This is a genomic window from Arthrobacter sp. CAL618 (genome assembly GCF_000468215.1).
In the GTDB taxonomy this organism is placed as follows: Bacteria; Actinomycetota; Actinomycetes; order Actinomycetales; family Micrococcaceae; genus Arthrobacter_D.
In genome coordinates, this window is the sequence record NZ_ASZW01000056.1 from 15,934 (window position 1) to 31,970 (window position 16,037).

Annotated in this window: 19 protein-coding genes; 8 read left to right on the forward strand and 11 right to left on the reverse strand. The window is 61.4% G+C overall.

Features of this window, described 5'->3' with window-relative positions:
• Positions 1–82 precede the first annotated feature (82 nt).
• Together K728_RS0103465 and K728_RS0103470 are read right to left on the reverse strand one after the other, a co-directional pair.
• On the reverse strand, positions 83–1,258 hold the full coding sequence (locus K728_RS0103465) for a serine hydrolase domain-containing protein (protein ID WP_024475871.1): 1,176 nt from the start codon (positions 1,256–1,258) through the stop codon (positions 83–85).
• Positions 1,255–2,235, reverse strand: a complete 981-nt coding sequence (locus K728_RS0103470; protein ID WP_024475872.1) for a glycoside hydrolase family 68 protein — start codon at positions 2,233–2,235, stop codon at positions 1,255–1,257. The genes K728_RS0103465 and K728_RS0103470 overlap by 4 nt, the downstream gene beginning before the upstream one ends.
• Before the next feature lie 306 nt (positions 2,236–2,541).
• Here K728_RS0103470 and K728_RS0103480 point away from each other — a divergent pair, with 306 nt between their 5' ends.
• The 3 genes from K728_RS0103480 (at position 2,542) to K728_RS0103490 (ending at position 4,948) form a co-directional block, all read left to right on the forward strand.
• On the forward strand, positions 2,542–3,564 hold the full coding sequence (locus K728_RS0103480) for a LacI family DNA-binding transcriptional regulator (RefSeq protein ID WP_024475873.1): 1,023 nt from the start codon (positions 2,542–2,544) through the stop codon (positions 3,562–3,564).
• A gap of 125 nt (positions 3,565–3,689) precedes the next feature.
• On the forward strand, positions 3,690–4,109 hold the full coding sequence (locus tag K728_RS0103485) for an Hsp20/alpha crystallin family protein (protein ID WP_024475874.1): 420 nt from the start codon (positions 3,690–3,692) through the stop codon (positions 4,107–4,109).
• 89 nt (positions 4,110–4,198) lie between these two features.
• Positions 4,199–4,948, forward strand: a complete 750-nt coding sequence (locus K728_RS0103490; protein ID WP_024475875.1) for a glucose 1-dehydrogenase — start codon at positions 4,199–4,201, stop codon at positions 4,946–4,948.
• A gap of 106 nt (positions 4,949–5,054) precedes the next feature.
• On the opposite strand, the gene K728_RS0103500 is transcribed toward K728_RS0103490, so the two are convergent.
• Together K728_RS0103500 and K728_RS0103505 are read right to left on the reverse strand one after the other, a co-directional pair.
• Positions 5,055–5,762, reverse strand: coding sequence for an ABC transporter ATP-binding protein (locus K728_RS0103500; RefSeq protein ID WP_024475876.1), 708 nt, complete (start codon positions 5,760–5,762; stop codon positions 5,055–5,057).
• A gap of 40 nt (positions 5,763–5,802) precedes the next feature.
• Positions 5,803–6,876 carry an ABC transporter permease gene (locus K728_RS0103505; protein WP_024475877.1) on the reverse strand — a complete coding sequence of 358 codons (1,074 nt, stop codon included), beginning with the start codon at positions 6,874–6,876 and terminating at the stop codon, positions 5,803–5,805.
• A 186-nt stretch (positions 6,877–7,062) separates the two neighbouring features.
• On the opposite strand from K728_RS0103505, the gene K728_RS0103510 reads away from it, so the two are divergent.
• Together K728_RS0103510 and K728_RS0103515 are read left to right on the forward strand one after the other, a co-directional pair.
• Entirely contained in the window at positions 7,063–8,355 is a 1,293-nt protein-coding gene (locus K728_RS0103510; RefSeq protein ID WP_051317600.1) for a sensor histidine kinase, read from the forward strand.
• Positions 8,348–8,992 (forward strand): response regulator, encoded by a 645-nt coding sequence (locus K728_RS0103515; RefSeq protein WP_024475879.1) that lies wholly within the window; start codon positions 8,348–8,350, stop codon positions 8,990–8,992. The genes K728_RS0103510 and K728_RS0103515 overlap by 8 nt, the downstream gene beginning before the upstream one ends.
• 100 nt (positions 8,993–9,092) lie before the next feature.
• On the opposite strand, the gene fmdA is transcribed toward K728_RS0103515, so the two are convergent.
• The 5 genes from fmdA to K728_RS20845 all read right to left on the reverse strand — a co-directional run bounded on the left by fmdA (position 9,093) and on the right by K728_RS20845 (position 12,173).
• A complete protein-coding gene (fmdA, locus tag K728_RS0103520; RefSeq protein WP_024475880.1) occupies positions 9,093–10,349 on the reverse strand; it encodes a formamidase in 1,257 nt (418 codons plus the stop codon).
• A 33-nt stretch (positions 10,350–10,382) separates the two neighbouring features.
• A complete protein-coding gene (locus K728_RS0103525; protein ID WP_024475881.1) occupies positions 10,383–10,673 on the reverse strand; it encodes an FmdB family zinc ribbon protein in 291 nt (96 codons plus the stop codon).
• Positions 10,674–10,704: 31 nt separating this feature from the next.
• Positions 10,705–11,340 (reverse strand): AmiS/UreI family transporter, encoded by a 636-nt coding sequence (locus K728_RS0103530; RefSeq protein ID WP_019484186.1) that lies wholly within the window; start codon positions 11,338–11,340, stop codon positions 10,705–10,707.
• A 156-nt stretch (positions 11,341–11,496) separates the two neighbouring features.
• Entirely contained in the window at positions 11,497–11,856 is a 360-nt protein-coding gene (locus tag K728_RS20840) for a lycopene cyclase domain-containing protein (protein WP_024475882.1), read from the reverse strand.
• Positions 11,853–12,173: a lycopene cyclase domain-containing protein gene (locus K728_RS20845; RefSeq protein ID WP_019484184.1), complete on the reverse strand. Its 321-nt coding sequence runs from the start codon at positions 12,171–12,173 to the stop codon at positions 11,853–11,855. The genes K728_RS20840 and K728_RS20845 overlap by 4 nt, the downstream gene beginning before the upstream one ends.
• A 312-nt stretch (positions 12,174–12,485) precedes the next feature.
• Between K728_RS20845 and K728_RS21140 the strand changes: the two genes are divergently transcribed.
• The 3 genes from K728_RS21140 to K728_RS0103555 all read left to right on the forward strand — a co-directional run bounded on the left by K728_RS21140 (position 12,486) and on the right by K728_RS0103555 (position 14,102).
• Positions 12,486–12,842 carry a TfoX/Sxy family protein gene (locus tag K728_RS21140; protein ID WP_024475883.1) on the forward strand — a complete coding sequence of 119 codons (357 nt, stop codon included), beginning with the start codon at positions 12,486–12,488 and terminating at the stop codon, positions 12,840–12,842.
• A gap of 156 nt (positions 12,843–12,998) precedes the next feature.
• On the forward strand, positions 12,999–13,460 hold the full coding sequence (locus K728_RS0103550; RefSeq protein ID WP_019484175.1) for a helix-turn-helix domain-containing protein: 462 nt from the start codon (positions 12,999–13,001) through the stop codon (positions 13,458–13,460).
• Between the two features lie 45 nt (positions 13,461–13,505).
• A complete protein-coding gene (locus K728_RS0103555; protein ID WP_019484174.1) occupies positions 13,506–14,102 on the forward strand; it encodes a PIN domain-containing protein in 597 nt (198 codons plus the stop codon).
• Positions 14,103–14,320: 218 nt separating this feature from the next.
• Here the strand turns inward: K728_RS0103555 and K728_RS0103560 are convergent, their stop codons facing one another.
• Both K728_RS0103560 and K728_RS0103565 read right to left on the reverse strand, forming a co-directional pair.
• Positions 14,321–14,980: a methionine ABC transporter permease gene (locus tag K728_RS0103560; RefSeq protein WP_019484173.1), complete on the reverse strand. Its 660-nt coding sequence runs from the start codon at positions 14,978–14,980 to the stop codon at positions 14,321–14,323.
• Entirely contained in the window at positions 14,980–16,008 is a 1,029-nt protein-coding gene (locus tag K728_RS0103565; RefSeq protein WP_019484172.1) for a methionine ABC transporter ATP-binding protein, read from the reverse strand. Before K728_RS0103565 ends, K728_RS0103560 begins: the two co-directional genes overlap by 1 nt.
• Positions 16,009–16,037 lie beyond the last annotated feature (29 nt).

A 16,037-nucleotide genomic window follows, 5' to 3' on the forward strand; every position in this document is an offset into this window, starting at 1 on the left:
AAAACACTTGCATACGTAGATTGGCTTGCCTTCCTGGGGAAAGAAGTCCTGATACCTACCCAAGAGTCGTAGCATGCATTCTCTAGCTGACGGCTTTCCTGAGTTCGTCGACGATTATCGTGGCCCTCCGGTCATCGCCAGCTTCCATCCAGTTCGTTACGAAGGCGATGCTGAGACCCAGTTCCGGTTCAGCAAACGAGACTTGACCACCAGCACCGTCGTGACCGAACCCGTCCGCGGAGACGTAGTGCCGCGCCTCCGAGTCGAGCTGAAAACCGGCTCCCCATCGGGGCCACGGGGCAGGTGCCGGGAACACCGGCGCTCCTTCGCTTCGTGCCTCGGTGGCCAGTTTGAGCACCGTCGGGTCGAGGCGACGGGTTGTGGCTGTGTCATGGATAACCGATGACCAGGCAGCCGACAGCCCTCGAGCGGTCGCGATGCCGCCAGCTCCGGGAAACAAACCAGCCCGGACGTCGGACCGGTTGAAACCGGAGTTCGGGCTGACCAGTTCCTGAGGGAAGGCCTCCCCCAGCGTCATCGCATGGATGGACCAGTCAATGACTCCGGGCTCGGCGGCAGCAATCTGCATTTGGACCAACTCGCGGAGACTTTCACCTGCCTCCAGGTGGGCAACGTTGGCCTGCTCGTTGGCAGGGACGCCCACCCGCAGGTCGGCGCCCAGTGGTCCCGTGAGGGTGTCAGCCAGGTACTCACCCGGCATCTTGCCGGTGACACGGCGGATAATCTCGCCCGTGATCCAGCCGTGCGTCAACGCGTGGTACCCGTACCCGAAACCGGGCGCCCACAGGGGTTCCTGTCCAGCAATCAAGCCAGTCATGGTGTCCCAGTCGAGCGCTTCCTCAAGGGTTACTGACCGTCGGGGTGCCGATACTCCCGCGCGGTGGGATAGCGCATCACCAATGGTGACCTTGTCTTTGCCGTGGGCGCCGAACTCCGGCCAGATGTCGGTGATCGGATTGTCATAGTCCAACCGACCGGCTTCAACGAGGCGGGCGATGAGGATCGACATGATCCCCTTGGTGCAGGAGAAGACGACCGTCGAAGTTTCGCTGGTCCAGGGTGTGGAATCGCGGGCGTCAGCCACTCCGCCCCACAGGTCAACCACCAGTTCTCCCTGGTGGTGGACCGCCAGGGCCGCGCCCATCCGGGGCTTGCCCTCGAAGGCGGCTGCAAAGGCGTCCCGCACCGAGGCGAAGCGCCCATCGACTGAGCCATGAATACCGTGCTTTTCGCTCACGCGCTGACCTTTGCTCGTGCAATTGAAACTGAAAGTGATCCATCCGTCGCCCAGGACAAGGGTAAAGGATCCGAGATACCGCTAATGAAGGTTCCATCCCTATCAACGTTCTCGAACGCCAGGAGCACCCACTCCCCCGATCGGGTTTGCACCGCGCGGCCAGCGTAGAGCTCATCGTGGGTCAGCTGAACCGCTGAAGCGGTAGCGAGAGGACGCTTCAGGGAATCCGAATCGAGCGGCAGCGCCCAGATGCCGCCCTGCACTCCGTCCGCCTCGCGCGCTCCGGTCAGGTGATCGGTATCGCAGGAGAAGAGAAGCACTGGCCTGTCCTCGATGGTCACCAGCTGGACCACTTCGATGTGGGCGAACCCTGCACCGGGTTGACTCAGCGGCGGCTGGGTAGTCCATTGCTCGAGATCGGTTGACGTCGCGTGACCGATGACGCCCCGGTCCCGCCCAACGCCCGATCGCGATCGTGCGGTGAGGAGCATGTGCCACAGGCCGGTGGCATCGCGGTGAATCCACGGATCGCGCCATGTCTCCTCATGCCAGGTGGCATCGGTGAGAGTCTCATACCAGCGCGGGTCCGCCGAGATGGGGTCGGTCTGCTTAATCCAGGACGAAAGATCGGAAGAGAGAGCCCGCCCAACCGTTTCCACGTTCGTCACCGCGTGCGGGGACAGGAAGCGTGAACCGGTGTAGAACATGTTCCACACCCCGTCGTCACCGCGGACAACGCTGCCGGTCCAGGTGGCGCTGCCATCAAAGGAGCCGGACTCCCCCGGCTCAAGCACCACTCCGTGGTCCTCCCAAGTCGTCAGGTCCGTCGAGGTGGCGTGCCCCACGCGGGCGTTCCGGTGCCGGAGATTGGGATCCCCCAGCGACTTCGGGGCATGGAGGTAGAAGAGGTGGTGCGTGTCGCCGTCGTCGGCGTGCCAGAAATCCCAGACCCAGTGGTCGGCGAGAGTGAAGCTCATGGTGATGATCCTTGGTTGAAGCGGGAAGTGAAGCGGCGTCAGCCCTTGACGGCACCCTGAAGCAGCGCACGGACAAACTGGCGCTGGAAGGCGGCGGCCATGAAAGCTACTACGGCAACGGCTCGACGGCGGCCAGAGCGCCGTCGTGGTGAATTCATAGGTGACTCCTTCGTCGACGATTCTCTTCAGGAGATCCACAGTGATAAATGCTAAATCAATTCAGCACCCAGCTTGGAGCCTATTCGGCGATTACGCAAGTGGTTTGCCAAGTCGTTATGGAGAGCTAGCATCGAGCAGGAGGAACTAATGACAACCAGGCGTGTGACCCTTGCCGACGTCGCACGTCGGGCTGGTCTGTCCTCGTCTGCCGCGTCCATGATTCTCAATGGCCGCCCGGACACCAGGCTGTCCAACGACGCCCACGACCGCGTCCACCGCGCCGCCGCGGAGTTGGGGTACCGGCCGAATGTGGCGGCCCGCAGCCTCCGGGTGGATAAGACCCAAACGATCGGGTTCATCTCCGACACCGTCGCATCCACGCGTTTCGCCAGCGGTTTAATCAAGGGAGCGCTGGCCGCCGCCGAACAGGCGGAGCACGTCATCCTGCTGGCCGAGACCGGCGGTGACCCAGCCCGCGAGACAGAAGCCATTGCCGCGCTGCTGGACCGGCAGGTGGACGGCATCGTCTTCGCGACCATGCGTTCCCGGGAAGTGGTGGCTCCCGTCCTCCCGGATAACACTCGCCTGGTACTGCTCAACGCCACCAGCGACAGCCACTCGACGTCGGTCCTGCCCGATGAGAAACGCGGTGGACGAGCGGCTGTGTCACTGCTGGCCGACGCCGGCCACCGCGAGGGCATCGTCCTCCTGGGCCACAACCAGGAGATCGAGCGGGATGTCTTCCGGTCGACCACCGTCGCACGGCGTCTGGCGGGGATTCGGGCAGAAATGCAGGACCGCGGGTTGACCTTCGAGCGGGAGGAATCGATCTGGGAATGGGCACCCCAGCAGGGGTTCACCGCGGTGGAGTCGCTCCTCGCTGAACCTTTACTCCCGCGAGCGCTGCTGTGCCTCAACGACCCCCTCGCCTTCGGCGCCTATCAAGCGCTGACGGAGCGTGGGCTCCGGGTGCCCGACGACGTCTCGATCGTCTCGTTCGATAACGACGAAATTGCCTCGTACCTTCGTCCCGGGCTGACAACGATCGCCCTTCCGCACGAGGGAATGGGCGCCCGTGCCGTCGAACTACTGTTGGACGGGACGGCTCCTCACGGCGAGCATCTCGTGGAGATGCCCGTCATCGTGCGCGCCTCCATCCGGCAGGTCTAGCCGCTCCCCGAAGGCCGAAGGTCAGGGCTTTAGTCCCTGTCGAGGCTTTTTGGGCGGGTCTTTACTGGGAGGACCATAGGTCCCTGCGGGGACCGTCGCGTTTCCCTAGCTCTGGAGGACTTGCCATGTCTGATCTGTCGAGGTGGTCCCCGTTGGACCTGCTCAATTCAATGGACCGCCTGTTTGATACCAAACGGGGTGCGTCGCCGATCCGCGTAGAGGAATATGTTGACGGCGACCATCTGGTAGTCAAGGCAGAAGTACCCGGCGTCGATCCCGATAAGGACATCGAAATCACCCTGAACGAGGGGTTCCTGAACATCCGTGCCGAACGGAGGGAACATGAGGAACACAAAGACGGGGACGATTATCACTCCGAGTTCCGCTACGGCTCCTTTAGCCGCACTGTCCCGCTTCCCGCCGGGGTCAAGGAAGAAGACATCAAGGCCCAGTACGTCAACGGAGTACTCGAGGTACGCCTACCGGTACCGAAAGAACCCGCTGAGGCCCCCGCACCGAAGAAGGTCCCCATCAGCCGCGGCTGACCGGGGAAACCCGCACCGCCTATGCCGTGCGCGACGTCGGCAACTTCACCGACGCCGACAACCACCTGACTAACCGAGAGGAACGTGACATGGACCGCGTCATCGACAAAGTGGCACTGATCAGTGGGGGTGCGCGCGGCATCGGAGCCGCAGTGGCTGCCCGTTTACATGGCGAAGGAGCCAAGGTTGTCATCGGGGACGTCCTCGACGCGGAAGGCCAGCAGACCGCGGAACGGATAGGCTCCGGGGTTCACTACGTGCATCTGGATGTGACCAACCCTCAGGACTGGGAAGCAGCAGTCGGCGCTGCCGTTGAGATGTTCGGTGCTTTGGATGTGGTGATCAACAATGCCGGCGTTGTGGATTTCGCACCCATCGAGGACTACACGCTGGAGCAGTGGGACCGGGTTATCGGTATTAATCTGACGGGTACGTTCATCGGGATCAAATCCTCAATCGCAGCACTCAAGCGGTCCAGGGGCGCTTCGATAGTGAACATCTCGTCGATAGCCGGGATCCGGGGCTATGAGGCGATCTCGGCCTACACTGCCTCGAAGTTCGGTGTGCGCGGGCTTACCAAGAGCGCCGCACTTGATCTGGGGCGCTACGGAATCAGAGTCAACTCCATTCATCCGGGTGTCATTTCCACCCCCATGACCGAAAACGTGCCCATCGACATGAGCCGGGTCGCACTCGGCCGGGTGGGCCACCCAGGAGAAGTGGCCAACCTTGTCCTCTACCTAGCGTCCGACGAATCGTCCTTCGTGACAGGAGCCGAGTTCGTCATCGACGGCGGTGACACCGCCGGAACTGTTACCCCTGCCGATGGCAGCCGGTAAATCCACAGTCAGCGCACGCGACTGCGCCCTCCGCGATCCCGCTGGCAACCTCATCCGTTTCAATCAGCTCGCCTAGTCAACAGCGCCACCCTCGCGTACGTAGTCTCTAGGAGGCGATGAGTTCGGATGCGGAGAGCCTGCCATCACGCATGGTGGCTACAGCATCGGTGAGGGGAACGAATTCGGTGTCGTGGGTGACCATGACGGTTGCCACCCGGAATTCGCGGGTGATGCTGCACAACAACCGGATGATCGAATCGGATCGCTCATGGTCCAGGGCCGCCGTGGGTTCATCGACTAGCAGCACTGATGGTTCTCCCATCAGAGCCCGGGCAATGTTGACGCGCTGACGCTGCCCACCGGATAGCTGATGTGGGCGGCGGCTGGCAGCATCGGACAGGCCAACAACGTCGAGCATTTCCATTGCCCGGGGGCGGGCGACTCGAGGCGCGGTGCCACGCAGGTGTTCTCCGATGATGAGCTGCTCCATGGCCGTGAGCGATGCCAGAAGGTTGGGCTGTTGAAAGATGATGCCCACCTCCTCGCGGCGCAGTGTTGTTCGGTCCTGATCGGTCAGCGCAGTGGCGTCGATTCCGTTGATAGCGAGGTGCCCGCTAGTTGCGCGGACAAGGGTCGCCGCGACCGCCAGCAGACTGGATTTACCGGAGCCCGACGGTCCGACCAGTGAGGTAATCGTTCCGGCGGCGACTGCAAAGTTGACGTTGTCCAGGGCCTTGAGGGTGCCCGAGTCGCCATCGGGGTATTCAAGGGTCACGTTGACCAGATTCAGGGCGGGTGTGTTGTTTGCGTACATTGGGTGTCCCTCTTTGCTCGGTGAAAGGCTATCGATGGTTTTAGTTGCCGCCGAGGGCGATCAGCGGGTCGATCCTGGTGACGCGGCGGACCGCCAGCACTGATCCGACCAAACCCAGCACAACGATGCCGACGATCGGGACGAGAGTGGTGGCTGGTGAGATCGTGAAGGGTGCGGCCTGGACGGCGATGAATCCGCCACCCAACCCCAAGACCCCTCCGAGGCTGGCGCCCGCAACCAGGACAATCGCTGCCTGGGTCATCGCGTCACCGAGGATGTATTTGTTGGAGCCACCCAAGGCCTTGAGAACAGCGATGTCGCGGGTGCGCTGGACTGTCCACACGGTGAGAAAGGCGACAATCACCAAAGCCGAAATCCCGTAGAGGAAACCCTGCATCATCTTCAGTGATCCGTTTTCCGATCCGAAGGAGGCCAGGGCGCCGAAGCTCTCCGTCGTCGTCGTACTGGTGGTTCGGGCCGCACCGTCAATGTCTGGCAGTTGGCCCGCGGCGTCGTCGTAAGTGGCGGCGATGACCGTTCCGATGACATTCGGGTCAGAGACTCGCGAGAGGTTCTGCCAATCCGTCAGGGTTGTCCAAACTACCGGGGTGTGACTGTACCACTGATCGTCGATGATGGCTGCCACCTGGAGATCGGTGCCGTTGATCCTGGCGGTATCCCCGACAGCGAGCGACAGGTCGGTGGATAGCTGCCGGCTGACAACCACGCTACCGGCGCGCAGTTGGCCCGGTGCAAGCGCACCATCCGGGACGGCCCCAAAAACCGCGGCGTTGGAAGTCCCCCCGGATTGGATCCGAACCTGACTGATGCCCAAGGCTTCCGCCTTCAGGACTCCGTCAGCCTGTTGCCAGACGCGGAGCTGATCGGCGCTCACCTGGGATTCCGTGTAGGAAGCTTTCGGCTCATCGCCGTCGGGAGCGCCGAACGCGATGGTTGTAGCGTCGAGATGCTCGATCCCAGACGTCGATTGATTTGCCAGCCCGGCGGTCAGACCGGACAACATGACCAGGAGGAGAGTGATCAGCGCAACTACGGATCCCATCAGGGCAAAACGTCCCTTGGCGAAACGAATATCTCGTAGTGCTAAAAACATGCTTTGTTCCTCTTTCGGTGCAGGTGAGCTGGTAGGTCGGTAGCCTCTAAGGGCCTATATCCACTCTGAGGTGAACTGCCTGCCGGCACATCGTGATCACGGTTGATTGGCTGACATGGAGGGGATGACCCAGCGATCAATCGTTTGGTTGATGCCCGCCGGATACCGCCCCGATAAGCTGGACACATGACCGCTCCTACTACTCCGGTGCCCGAGGTTCACACCGGAGCAGCGGTACTGAAAGTGCTGCGGGTGAGCCTTCATCTGGGTTTCGCAACACTCCTCGTTGTCGGCACCGTCAGCACAGTGGCCACACCCCAGCGGGCGGCCAGCTGGATGGTCATCATGATTTCTGCCGTTCTGGGTGCGCTTTACCTCGCCGGGACACTGGCCGAGAAGCGCGCGGCTGACGGAGAGATACCGCCCTGGAGGTTGGAACCTCGCCGCTACAGCAAGATCTGGCTGGCCAGTGTGACCTTGCTCTGGCTGGTCCTTCTAGTGCTCAGCGCAGACTTTTCGTGGCTCGCTTTTCCCCTGTTTTTTCTTCACCTTCATCTGCTTCATACCAGGCACGCGATTGTTGCCGTCCTCCTGATGACCGGTGCGGTGTCGGCGGCCCAATGGAACCACAGTGGTGAACTGCATGCGGCAATGATTATCGGGCCCGGGCTTGGTGCCGTCTTTGCCGTGGTCATGGCGATGGTCTACGAAAGCCTCTACTCCGAGGGAGTCAACCAGCGCCGAGCACTGGATGAACTACGCAACACCAGAGCGGCCCTTGCCCGAACCCAACATGAATCGGGGGTCCTCGCTGAACGTGAGCGTCTGGCTCGGGAAATTCACGACACCCTGGCGCAAGGGCTCTCCAGTATTGTTCTGATTTCCCGCGCCGCTGAAACGTCGCTCGAGGCCGGGTCAACCGCGCTCACGAAGGAAAGAATTCGCACCATTCAGGTGACGGCCTCAGAGAACCTCGACGAAGCACGACGTTTTGTCCGCGGCCTGAGCTCCAACAATGCCAACGCTGACTCACTCGTGACCCGGCTACGCCGAATCTGCGCCACGGCCGAACGTCAGGCCGCAGCGCACGGTTCATCCCTGAGGTGCCGGTTTGAGCTCGACGGCGAACCTGTCCAGTTGCCCCCACCGTATGAAGTCGCCCTCCTGCGAGCCGCCCAATCCACCCTTTCCAACGTTGATCAGCACGCCCAGGCCAGCACCGCCGTCGTGACGCTCGGGTTCCTCGGACCGGATGTCACCCTGGATGTTTACGACAACGGCACCGGATTCGATGCCCCGGCTACCCTCTCAGACCCGCCGCTTCGGTCCGACGGCACAGGATTCGGCTTGCAATCTGTGCGCCAACGGGTCACCTCCATGGGTGGGGTGGTGGACATTGAGTCAACCGTTGGTGAAGGGACAGTTGTCGCTATCCGTCTTCCCCTGGCCCCTTTCGACAACGAAGAATCCCATGCCTGAGATCAGGGTTCTCCTCGTCGATGATCACCCAGTGGTTCGTGCCGGGCTAAGAGCCATGCTCAGCGATTTCGAAGGCATCACGGTGGTTGCGGAGGCCTCCGACGGGGCCGAAGCGTTGTCTGCCCTCAGCCGGGCGACGAGTCTGGCCGAGCCGGTGGATGTTGTTCTCATGGACCTGCAGATGGGCGCTGGAATGGATGGTGTAACGGCTACCCGGGAAATCAGGAAGCTCGATTCCGCACCACCCGTGCTCATTCTGACGACGTACGATTCGGATGCCGATATCATGGCCGCGGTCGAGGCCGGGGCCAGCGGATACATGCTGAAGGACGCGCCGCCGGAACAAATCCGCCAGGCCGTGCAATCCGCCGCGGCAGGCCAGACCGCGCTCGCCCCTCAGGTGGCAGCCCGACTGATGGGGCGGATCCAAAATCCCGCACCCTCGTTGAGCAGCCGGGAGGTGCAAATCCTTGGTCTCCTCGCGACCGGAATGACGAACCGTCAAATTGCCAAAGACCTCTTCATCAGTGAAGCCACGGTCAAAACCCACCTCGTCCACATTTACGAGAAGCTAGGCGTCGACAACCGCACAGCAGCTATTTCCGCTGCGAGGAAACAACGAGTCATCCGCACCTAAGGTTTGTCGCGGATTGCCTACTGCCGACCAACGCAGGGCCCGTAATACCGGCACCAGTGGCGTCCCCGCCCACTGGCACCGGCAGTCTGCGGACGTTGAGTTACACGTTGTGCGACTTCGGTGCCCCCATCCCGGGATCAATTTGATGTGGGCCGGAGGCCGAGGGGCGGACATCGAAGTGGAAGATCGACGTCGGGAGGTACACCGTTGAGCAGGAGTTGGGGATATCCACCACACCGGACAGCCTGCCCTCAATCGGCGCCGACCCCAGCAGCAGGTAGGCCTGCTCCGGGCTGTAGCCGAACTTGGTGAGGTAGTCGATGGCGTGCAGGCAGGCCCGCTGATAGGACAGATGGGAGTCGAGATAGTGCTGCTTCCCATCCAGGGTTACCGAGGTGCCGGAGAACGCAATCCATTCGTTGTAGCGGGGGTCGACGATGCCCGGCATGAAAATGGCGTTCTCGCTCACCCCGTAGGTTTCCATTCCGCCCTTGATGACATCGACCCGGAGGTCGATGAAACCGCCCATCTCGATGGCACCACAGAAGGTGATTTCGCCGTCGCCCTGGGAGAAGTGGAGATCTCCCAGTGACAGGTTCGCCCCGTCCACGAATACAGGGTAAAAGATCCTGGTCCCCTTCGACAGATTTTTGATGTCCTGGTTGCCGCCGTTTTCCCGGGGCGGCGCTGTGCGCGCAGCCTCCCCCGCAACCCGATCAAACTCCGACGCCGCAAGGCCGCCGAGCACCGCGAATTGCGGCTCGGGCGGGAGGGCCAACGGCGGTACCCGGTTGGGATCGGTGGCGATCAGGTCACCCTCGCGCTTGTTCCACTTGGCAAGGAGCTCGGCGGATGGAGCGGTTCCCATCAGGCCCGGGTGGATCAGCCCCACATAGGAGACCTCGGGTACGTGCCGTGAGGTGGCCACCTGGCCGGAGAAGTCCCAGATCGCCTTATAGGCGTCGGGAAACTGCTCGGTGAGAAAGCCGCCGCCGTTGTTCCGCGAGAAGATGCCGGTGTACCCCCAGCCTTGCCCGGCCAGCGGACCGGAGTCTTCCTGCGGGATCGGTCCGACGTCGAGAATGTCGACGACCAGGAGGTCGCCGGGCTTTACGCCTTCGACGGCGAAGGGGCCGCTGAGCTTGTGGACAGTCATCAGGGGTGCGTTGAGGATGTCGTCGGCGGAGTCATCGTTGACGATCGCGCCGTCGAACCACTCTCGGCAGTGGACCCTGAAGGAGTCGCCCGGTTTGACGGTCGCCACCGGGGGGATCTCCGGGTGCCACCGGTTGTGGCCAATCTTTTCCTGATCCTCGAACTTCTTGGCGGAGTCGAGTGGAAATATGACGTCGGGCATTTCATCTCCTCTGGGTTGGCCGCACACCGTGGGTCAGGGACGCGGCAGCTTACTGTGAAGTGGATTGGTCGTGTAGGGCTGGCTCTTGCGTTTGGATCTGGACGGCAACGCCCCGCTGACCACCGCCGGTTCTGAGGCGCTACGTTCCGATGAATCAATGAGCTGGAAGGCCGACGAGCCGGCCTTGGACAGGTTGGGCGCGCTCATCTTCCGTCGGGACGCGCCCCCACAGGTAGGACAGGATTGCTGATCGGAGGCCGCGCTCATCGGGCTGATGACCTCGAAGATGCTGCATTCGGGGCACCGGTATTCGTAGATCGGCATCGGTCAGGCTGTCCTTTCTGTGGGTTGTTTCCTACGCAGGCGCCACGGCTTGGTTTTCCTGCGACGCTTTGCCCCGCGGGATGCCTCGGCGCCCCAGGAAGAAGGCTGCGCCCAGAGCGGCTGCGGCAGCAATTGCTACCAGGACGGCGTACCCGTCATTTGTTTCGTACCTGCCGGTCAGGAGAAAGAACGCGGGAATGGTCCCGGTGATGTGCGCGACGAAGATGGTGAACCAGCCCGTGGTGAAGGTCAGTGAATCCCGCCCCAAGCCAAGCAGGAGGAAGAAGAGGAACCAGAGGACGGCCCACGTCAACCAGATCACCCCGAACACGGGGTCGCCCACCAAGGTGAACTGGAGGATGCCGATCACCACGGCGCAGGCTGCAACGAAGACGGAGAACCACCCTAGGCCTTCGCCGCTGATCCCGGTCATCTGGATTATCCCGACATAGAGATAAGTGAACCCGAACAGGTACAACCCTGCCGCACCGAAGATGATCGCCAGATCGTTGTTGGACTGAATGAGGATGATGGTCGGGAAGACTACCTGCATGACCCCGACGAAGAAGTTGAGGATGGCCGCGGACTTGCCCGGGACCAGCCCAATCAACATCAGGCCATTCATGAAGAGAACCGCGCCGACGTACAACAAACCAACACTGCTCATGGCACTCCTCGCACAACGAAGAGGGAAACTTTGAAATAGGGAAGCCACTTCGAGTCAGCCGCTGGGCTGGCACAAAGTGGCGAGAGCGATCAGAGGTATGGACTTGTGATGGAGACGTTAGTAGGGCGGAAATCTGCTGTCAATGGCTTGCTGCTTCTAGCCTCCGGCACTCTCGCCGGGGTGGGGTGCCGGGCTGGAGCTGGACTCCTGGTTGGGTGCCCGGCCCGGAACAAGTGCCCACAGCGACGGCAGCAGGATGCAAGCTCCGACGGTGTAAGCGAAGTCCTCGATGGGGGCCAGCGCCAGCCGGATGCCGAGAATGAGGTCAGGGTTGTAATCCACAATGCCAGCGGCGATCAACACGTTGTCGAACACCGCAGTTGCCAGCAGCAGCACGATCAGAGTGATTCCGATTGCCCGCCGGCTGGGAAGCAGCTGGCGTCGCGTCCGATAGGCCCAGGCTGCAATCGCCAGAATTGGAATGAAGAAGATGATGTTGAGGATTAGATATGTCACGCCGCCGCCTTTCGCTCCCGGACGGCGACCGCGCCCAGCACATTGAGGGTGGTGTAGCACAGCAGCGCGAGGAAGAACGGTTCCTCAAGGGGCAGCTCGGGGGCGAGAAGAATTCCCGTCATGAGGTCGGTAACGCCGCGAAAGAAGATCCCGAGCGCGATGCCGAAGAGGTCCCAGATGATGAAAAAGACAATCCCGAGGGTCATGGTCCAGAAGGCTTTGCGGGCGTCCCGCCAGAACGTGAGGCGAAATCTCCAATCCAGGAGCACCGAACCACCGAGCGAGAAGAGAAGCGCGCCAAGATAGACCAGACTCATGTTCCCCCGCCAGCCGTCCGCTGGTTACTGCCGGCAACCCCTAATCGTGTGCACATGTACCTTATTCTTCCCCACCGTCTAAGCGCTGACGCGCACCACCAATTCCGGAGACAGACGCAGACTCTCCGGGGCGCCCGGCGGGATCATTCAGTACCCGCAGTTAACTGCAGCGACCCTGGTGCGGGCAGCGAACGCACTCAGCTGAACCGTCGTCGTCGTCAGGTGCCCGGTTGGCGCCGCAGCCCCCAAACGCTTGACAGATTTTGCCCCTCGTCTCATATTCAAAGGGCATCAGTAACCAAAGGGGCGACCGTGACCACCAGGGCTTCAGCTCGCGAGTACCTTTCCGGGCGCCTCCGGGACATCCTCGCCTCCTATCCGAATGTGCGGGAAATACGGATGTTCGGCGGCGTCTCGTTCATGGTGAATGACCGCATGGCTGTTGCCTCCGATCGCTCCGGCGACCTACTGGTACGCGCAAACCCAGCGGAGTACGACGCCCTGCTTCGCCGCGGCGCAGTGCCGGCGCTCATGGGCAAAGAAAAACCCATGGGGCGCGGATGGCTGACAGTGTCACGCGACCAGCTCGACGACGAAGCGGAACTGGCCTACTGGGTCACCATCGGCGTCGAATCGGGAAAGATCGGCTCGGCAAACGCGTCAGGGTGACAACAGCCCTTGATCGATGCAGCAGGCAATCTTGACCATGCGGGTCGGATCACCGGCGTTCACCGCTCGCGGTCAACGATCTGACCGCCGTTGCCAGATTGCACTTATTTCAGATATGTCAGATAATAAGTGCAAGTAAAAAGAGGAGATGTTGTCATGGCGGCTCTAACAGCCATCCAAAATGTTCGAACTATCGATGTGACCACCTCGCAGAGCGAGGAAGCAAAAGAGGTATCGCGCCGCTTTGACGAAGTGGATCCTGGCGACCTTCAGATTAAGATCGAATCTTCTTCCGGGGAGGCAATTGTCGTGCCCGATGGACTCAGTGACCTGCTTCAGACTGTGGTGCGTTTGGCCGCTGCTGGCCAGCCCTTCGGTATTACCCAATTCCCAAAGGCCCTCACCAGTGTGGAAGCAGCGAAGATGCTGGGCATCTCGCGCCCTACCCTGTTGAAACTCGCTGCCTCTGGGCAGATCGCTTCTCATAAGGTGGGGTCACATACCCGTTTTAACCGGTCCGATCTTCGTTCACTGGCCGAGTCGCGCCTTGCTGATCAGAGAAAGTCCTTCGGAGATCTACTGGAATTCGAAGATTCGTTGGGATTCGACAAAGATTAGTTCTGACCATAGCCACGGCCCCCGGAACTGCATAGGCTAGCCCTTATGCAGCCGGGGGCCACGCTTATCTTCCTTGACGCGAACATCCTCTATTCGCGAACTCTTAGAGACTGGTTCGCTCTGATTGCTCTAAATTCCGGCCCCGAAGGCATCGGGTTGCGATGGAGCGAGGACGTATTAGCTGAGTGGCTCTACAATCGCCGACGTAGAAACCCCGCCGCCTCCGATCAGGACATCGGACTTTGGCGCAAGAAGTTGACCGACGCGTTTCCCGAAGCAGTGATCCGAGGCTACGATATCGACCCGACTCTCGTCGAGGGCAAAGATAAGTTTGATGCGCATGTGTTAGCTGCTGCAGATCATGGGTGCGTCGATTACCTGGTCACCAACAACTATGAAGATTTCTTTCCTTACGCGGATCTATTTGAATTCGAAACCTATGTGGCCGATGACATGCTCTGTCTCATTATGGAGCGTCGGTCAGACGCCGTGCTAGCCGCCCTAAGGATGCAGTCCCAATATTGGGGTTGTCGTGATGGCTCGAAAACACTTGTCGCTGCGTTAGTCGATGCTGGGGCACCAAACTTCGGCACACACATTCAATCGGTGCTAACCAGAATGGCAATATCGGGCGAATATTAGATCCAGGTTTCCTGGACGAGGGCGCCAGCACCGGTTTGATTGACACGCTCGCGCTCACCGTGACCTCGTCCTCCAATAGCCTTTCAGACTGTTGCAGGGTCCTTTTCTTCGTTTCGCTCCGTGGGATTGCTCCGGGGGCGAATTGTCGCCGTGGTGTTGCCGCTGGCGCTGCCCGCGCCGGGGATCACCACGTTCGATACCCGCCGCCGGCCTGAAAGCTACCGTCTGAGCGCCTTCCGGGCGAGTACGTTGCCGAGCAGCTGCACCGCCTGCACCAACAGGATGATCACGATCACCGCTGCCCAGGTGACCCAGGGGTTGAACTGCCGGTAACCGTATTGGATGGCGAAGTTGCCCAACCCGCCGCCGCCCACGTACCCGGCAACCGCTGACATGTCGACCAGCGCCACGAAGATGAACGTGTACCCGAGGATCAGCGGGCCGAGGGCTTCGGGGATAAGGATGGTCAGGATGATGCGGAGGCGCCCGGCCCCGACGGATCGCGCCGCCTCGATCACGCCGGGTTGGACAGTCAGGAGGTTCTGTTCAACAATGCGGCTGATCCCGAATGCGGCGGCCAGCGACAGGGTGAAGATGATGGCGCTGTTGCCAATTCCGGTTCCGGTGACCGCCCTGGCCAGTGGTTGTGCCGCGGCGAGGAAGATGATGAACGGGATGGGCCTGAAGATGTTCACGATGATATTCAGGGTGCTGAACACGGCGCTGTTGCCGAGGATACTGCCGGCTCGGGTGGTGTAAAGCCCGATGCCGAGCAGCAGTCCGCCGAGGCCGCCAAAGAACAGGCTGAACCCGACAATGTAGAGGGTCTCGTAAGTGGCGACCCACAGCTCCGGGGTGAGGTCAATGAGGGAATCCATCAGCTGAGCTCCTTCACAGTGATGCGACCGGACAGCCCGGTCAGCGCAGCGTCGACCGCGCCGTCGGGCCCGGTGAGTGCGAGGGTGAGATGGCCGAATGCGCGGCCCCGAATGTCGTTGATGCCGCCGTAGATCAGTTCGAACTCGACGCCGGCGGCCGCCAACTCGAGGAACACCGAGGCTTGCGAGGAGTCGCCGTCCCGGAAGGAGAAGGTGACGATCCGGCCGGTGTGCCGCTCCTGGAGAACCGCGAGTTCGTCGGGTGAGGGGATCCCCCGGACCACGGTGGAAACGAACCGTTGGGATGAGGCCTCGCGCGGATTGGAGAAGACGTCGAACACATCACCCTGCTCCACGATCCGGCCGCTGTCCATCACCGCCACCTTCGTGGCGAGGGTCTGGATGACGTCCATTTCGTGGGTGATCACCACTATGGTGATGCCCAACTCCTCATTGACCCGCCGTAGCAGGCGCAGCACCTCATGGGTGGTCTCGGGGTCCAACGCAGACGTCGCCTCATCGGCGAGCAGGATTTTTGGCGAGGTGGCGAGTGCCCTGGCGATGCCGACGCGCTGTTTCTGGCCGCCGGACAGCTGTTCGGGGTAGTTGGAGGCCTTATCGGCCAGTCCCACAAAGTCGAGGAGTTCGGTGACGCGCGCCTGGATTTCGTCGCGGCTTTTCCCAGCGACGCGCAGGGGGTAGGCGACGTTGTTCCAGACTGTTTTGGCGTTGAACAGGTTGAACTGCTGGAAGATCATCCCGATGTCGAGACGTAGTTTGCGCAGTTGCCGGTCCGGGACGTTGGTGACCTGCTGGCCGTCGACAATGATGGTGCCGCTGCTGGCCTTTTCGAGAGCGTTGATCAGGCGGACCAGGGTGCTTTTCCCGGCCCCCGAGTAGCCGATGATCCCGTAGATCTCTCCAGCCTCGATGTCGAGGCTGACGTTGTCAATCGCGTGCACGGGAGCGTCGCCGCGGCGGCCCGGAGGGAAGCTTTTGGTAACTCCCTGCAGGGAAATGAGTGGCATGGTTTTCCTTGATAAACGGCCCTGCGGCC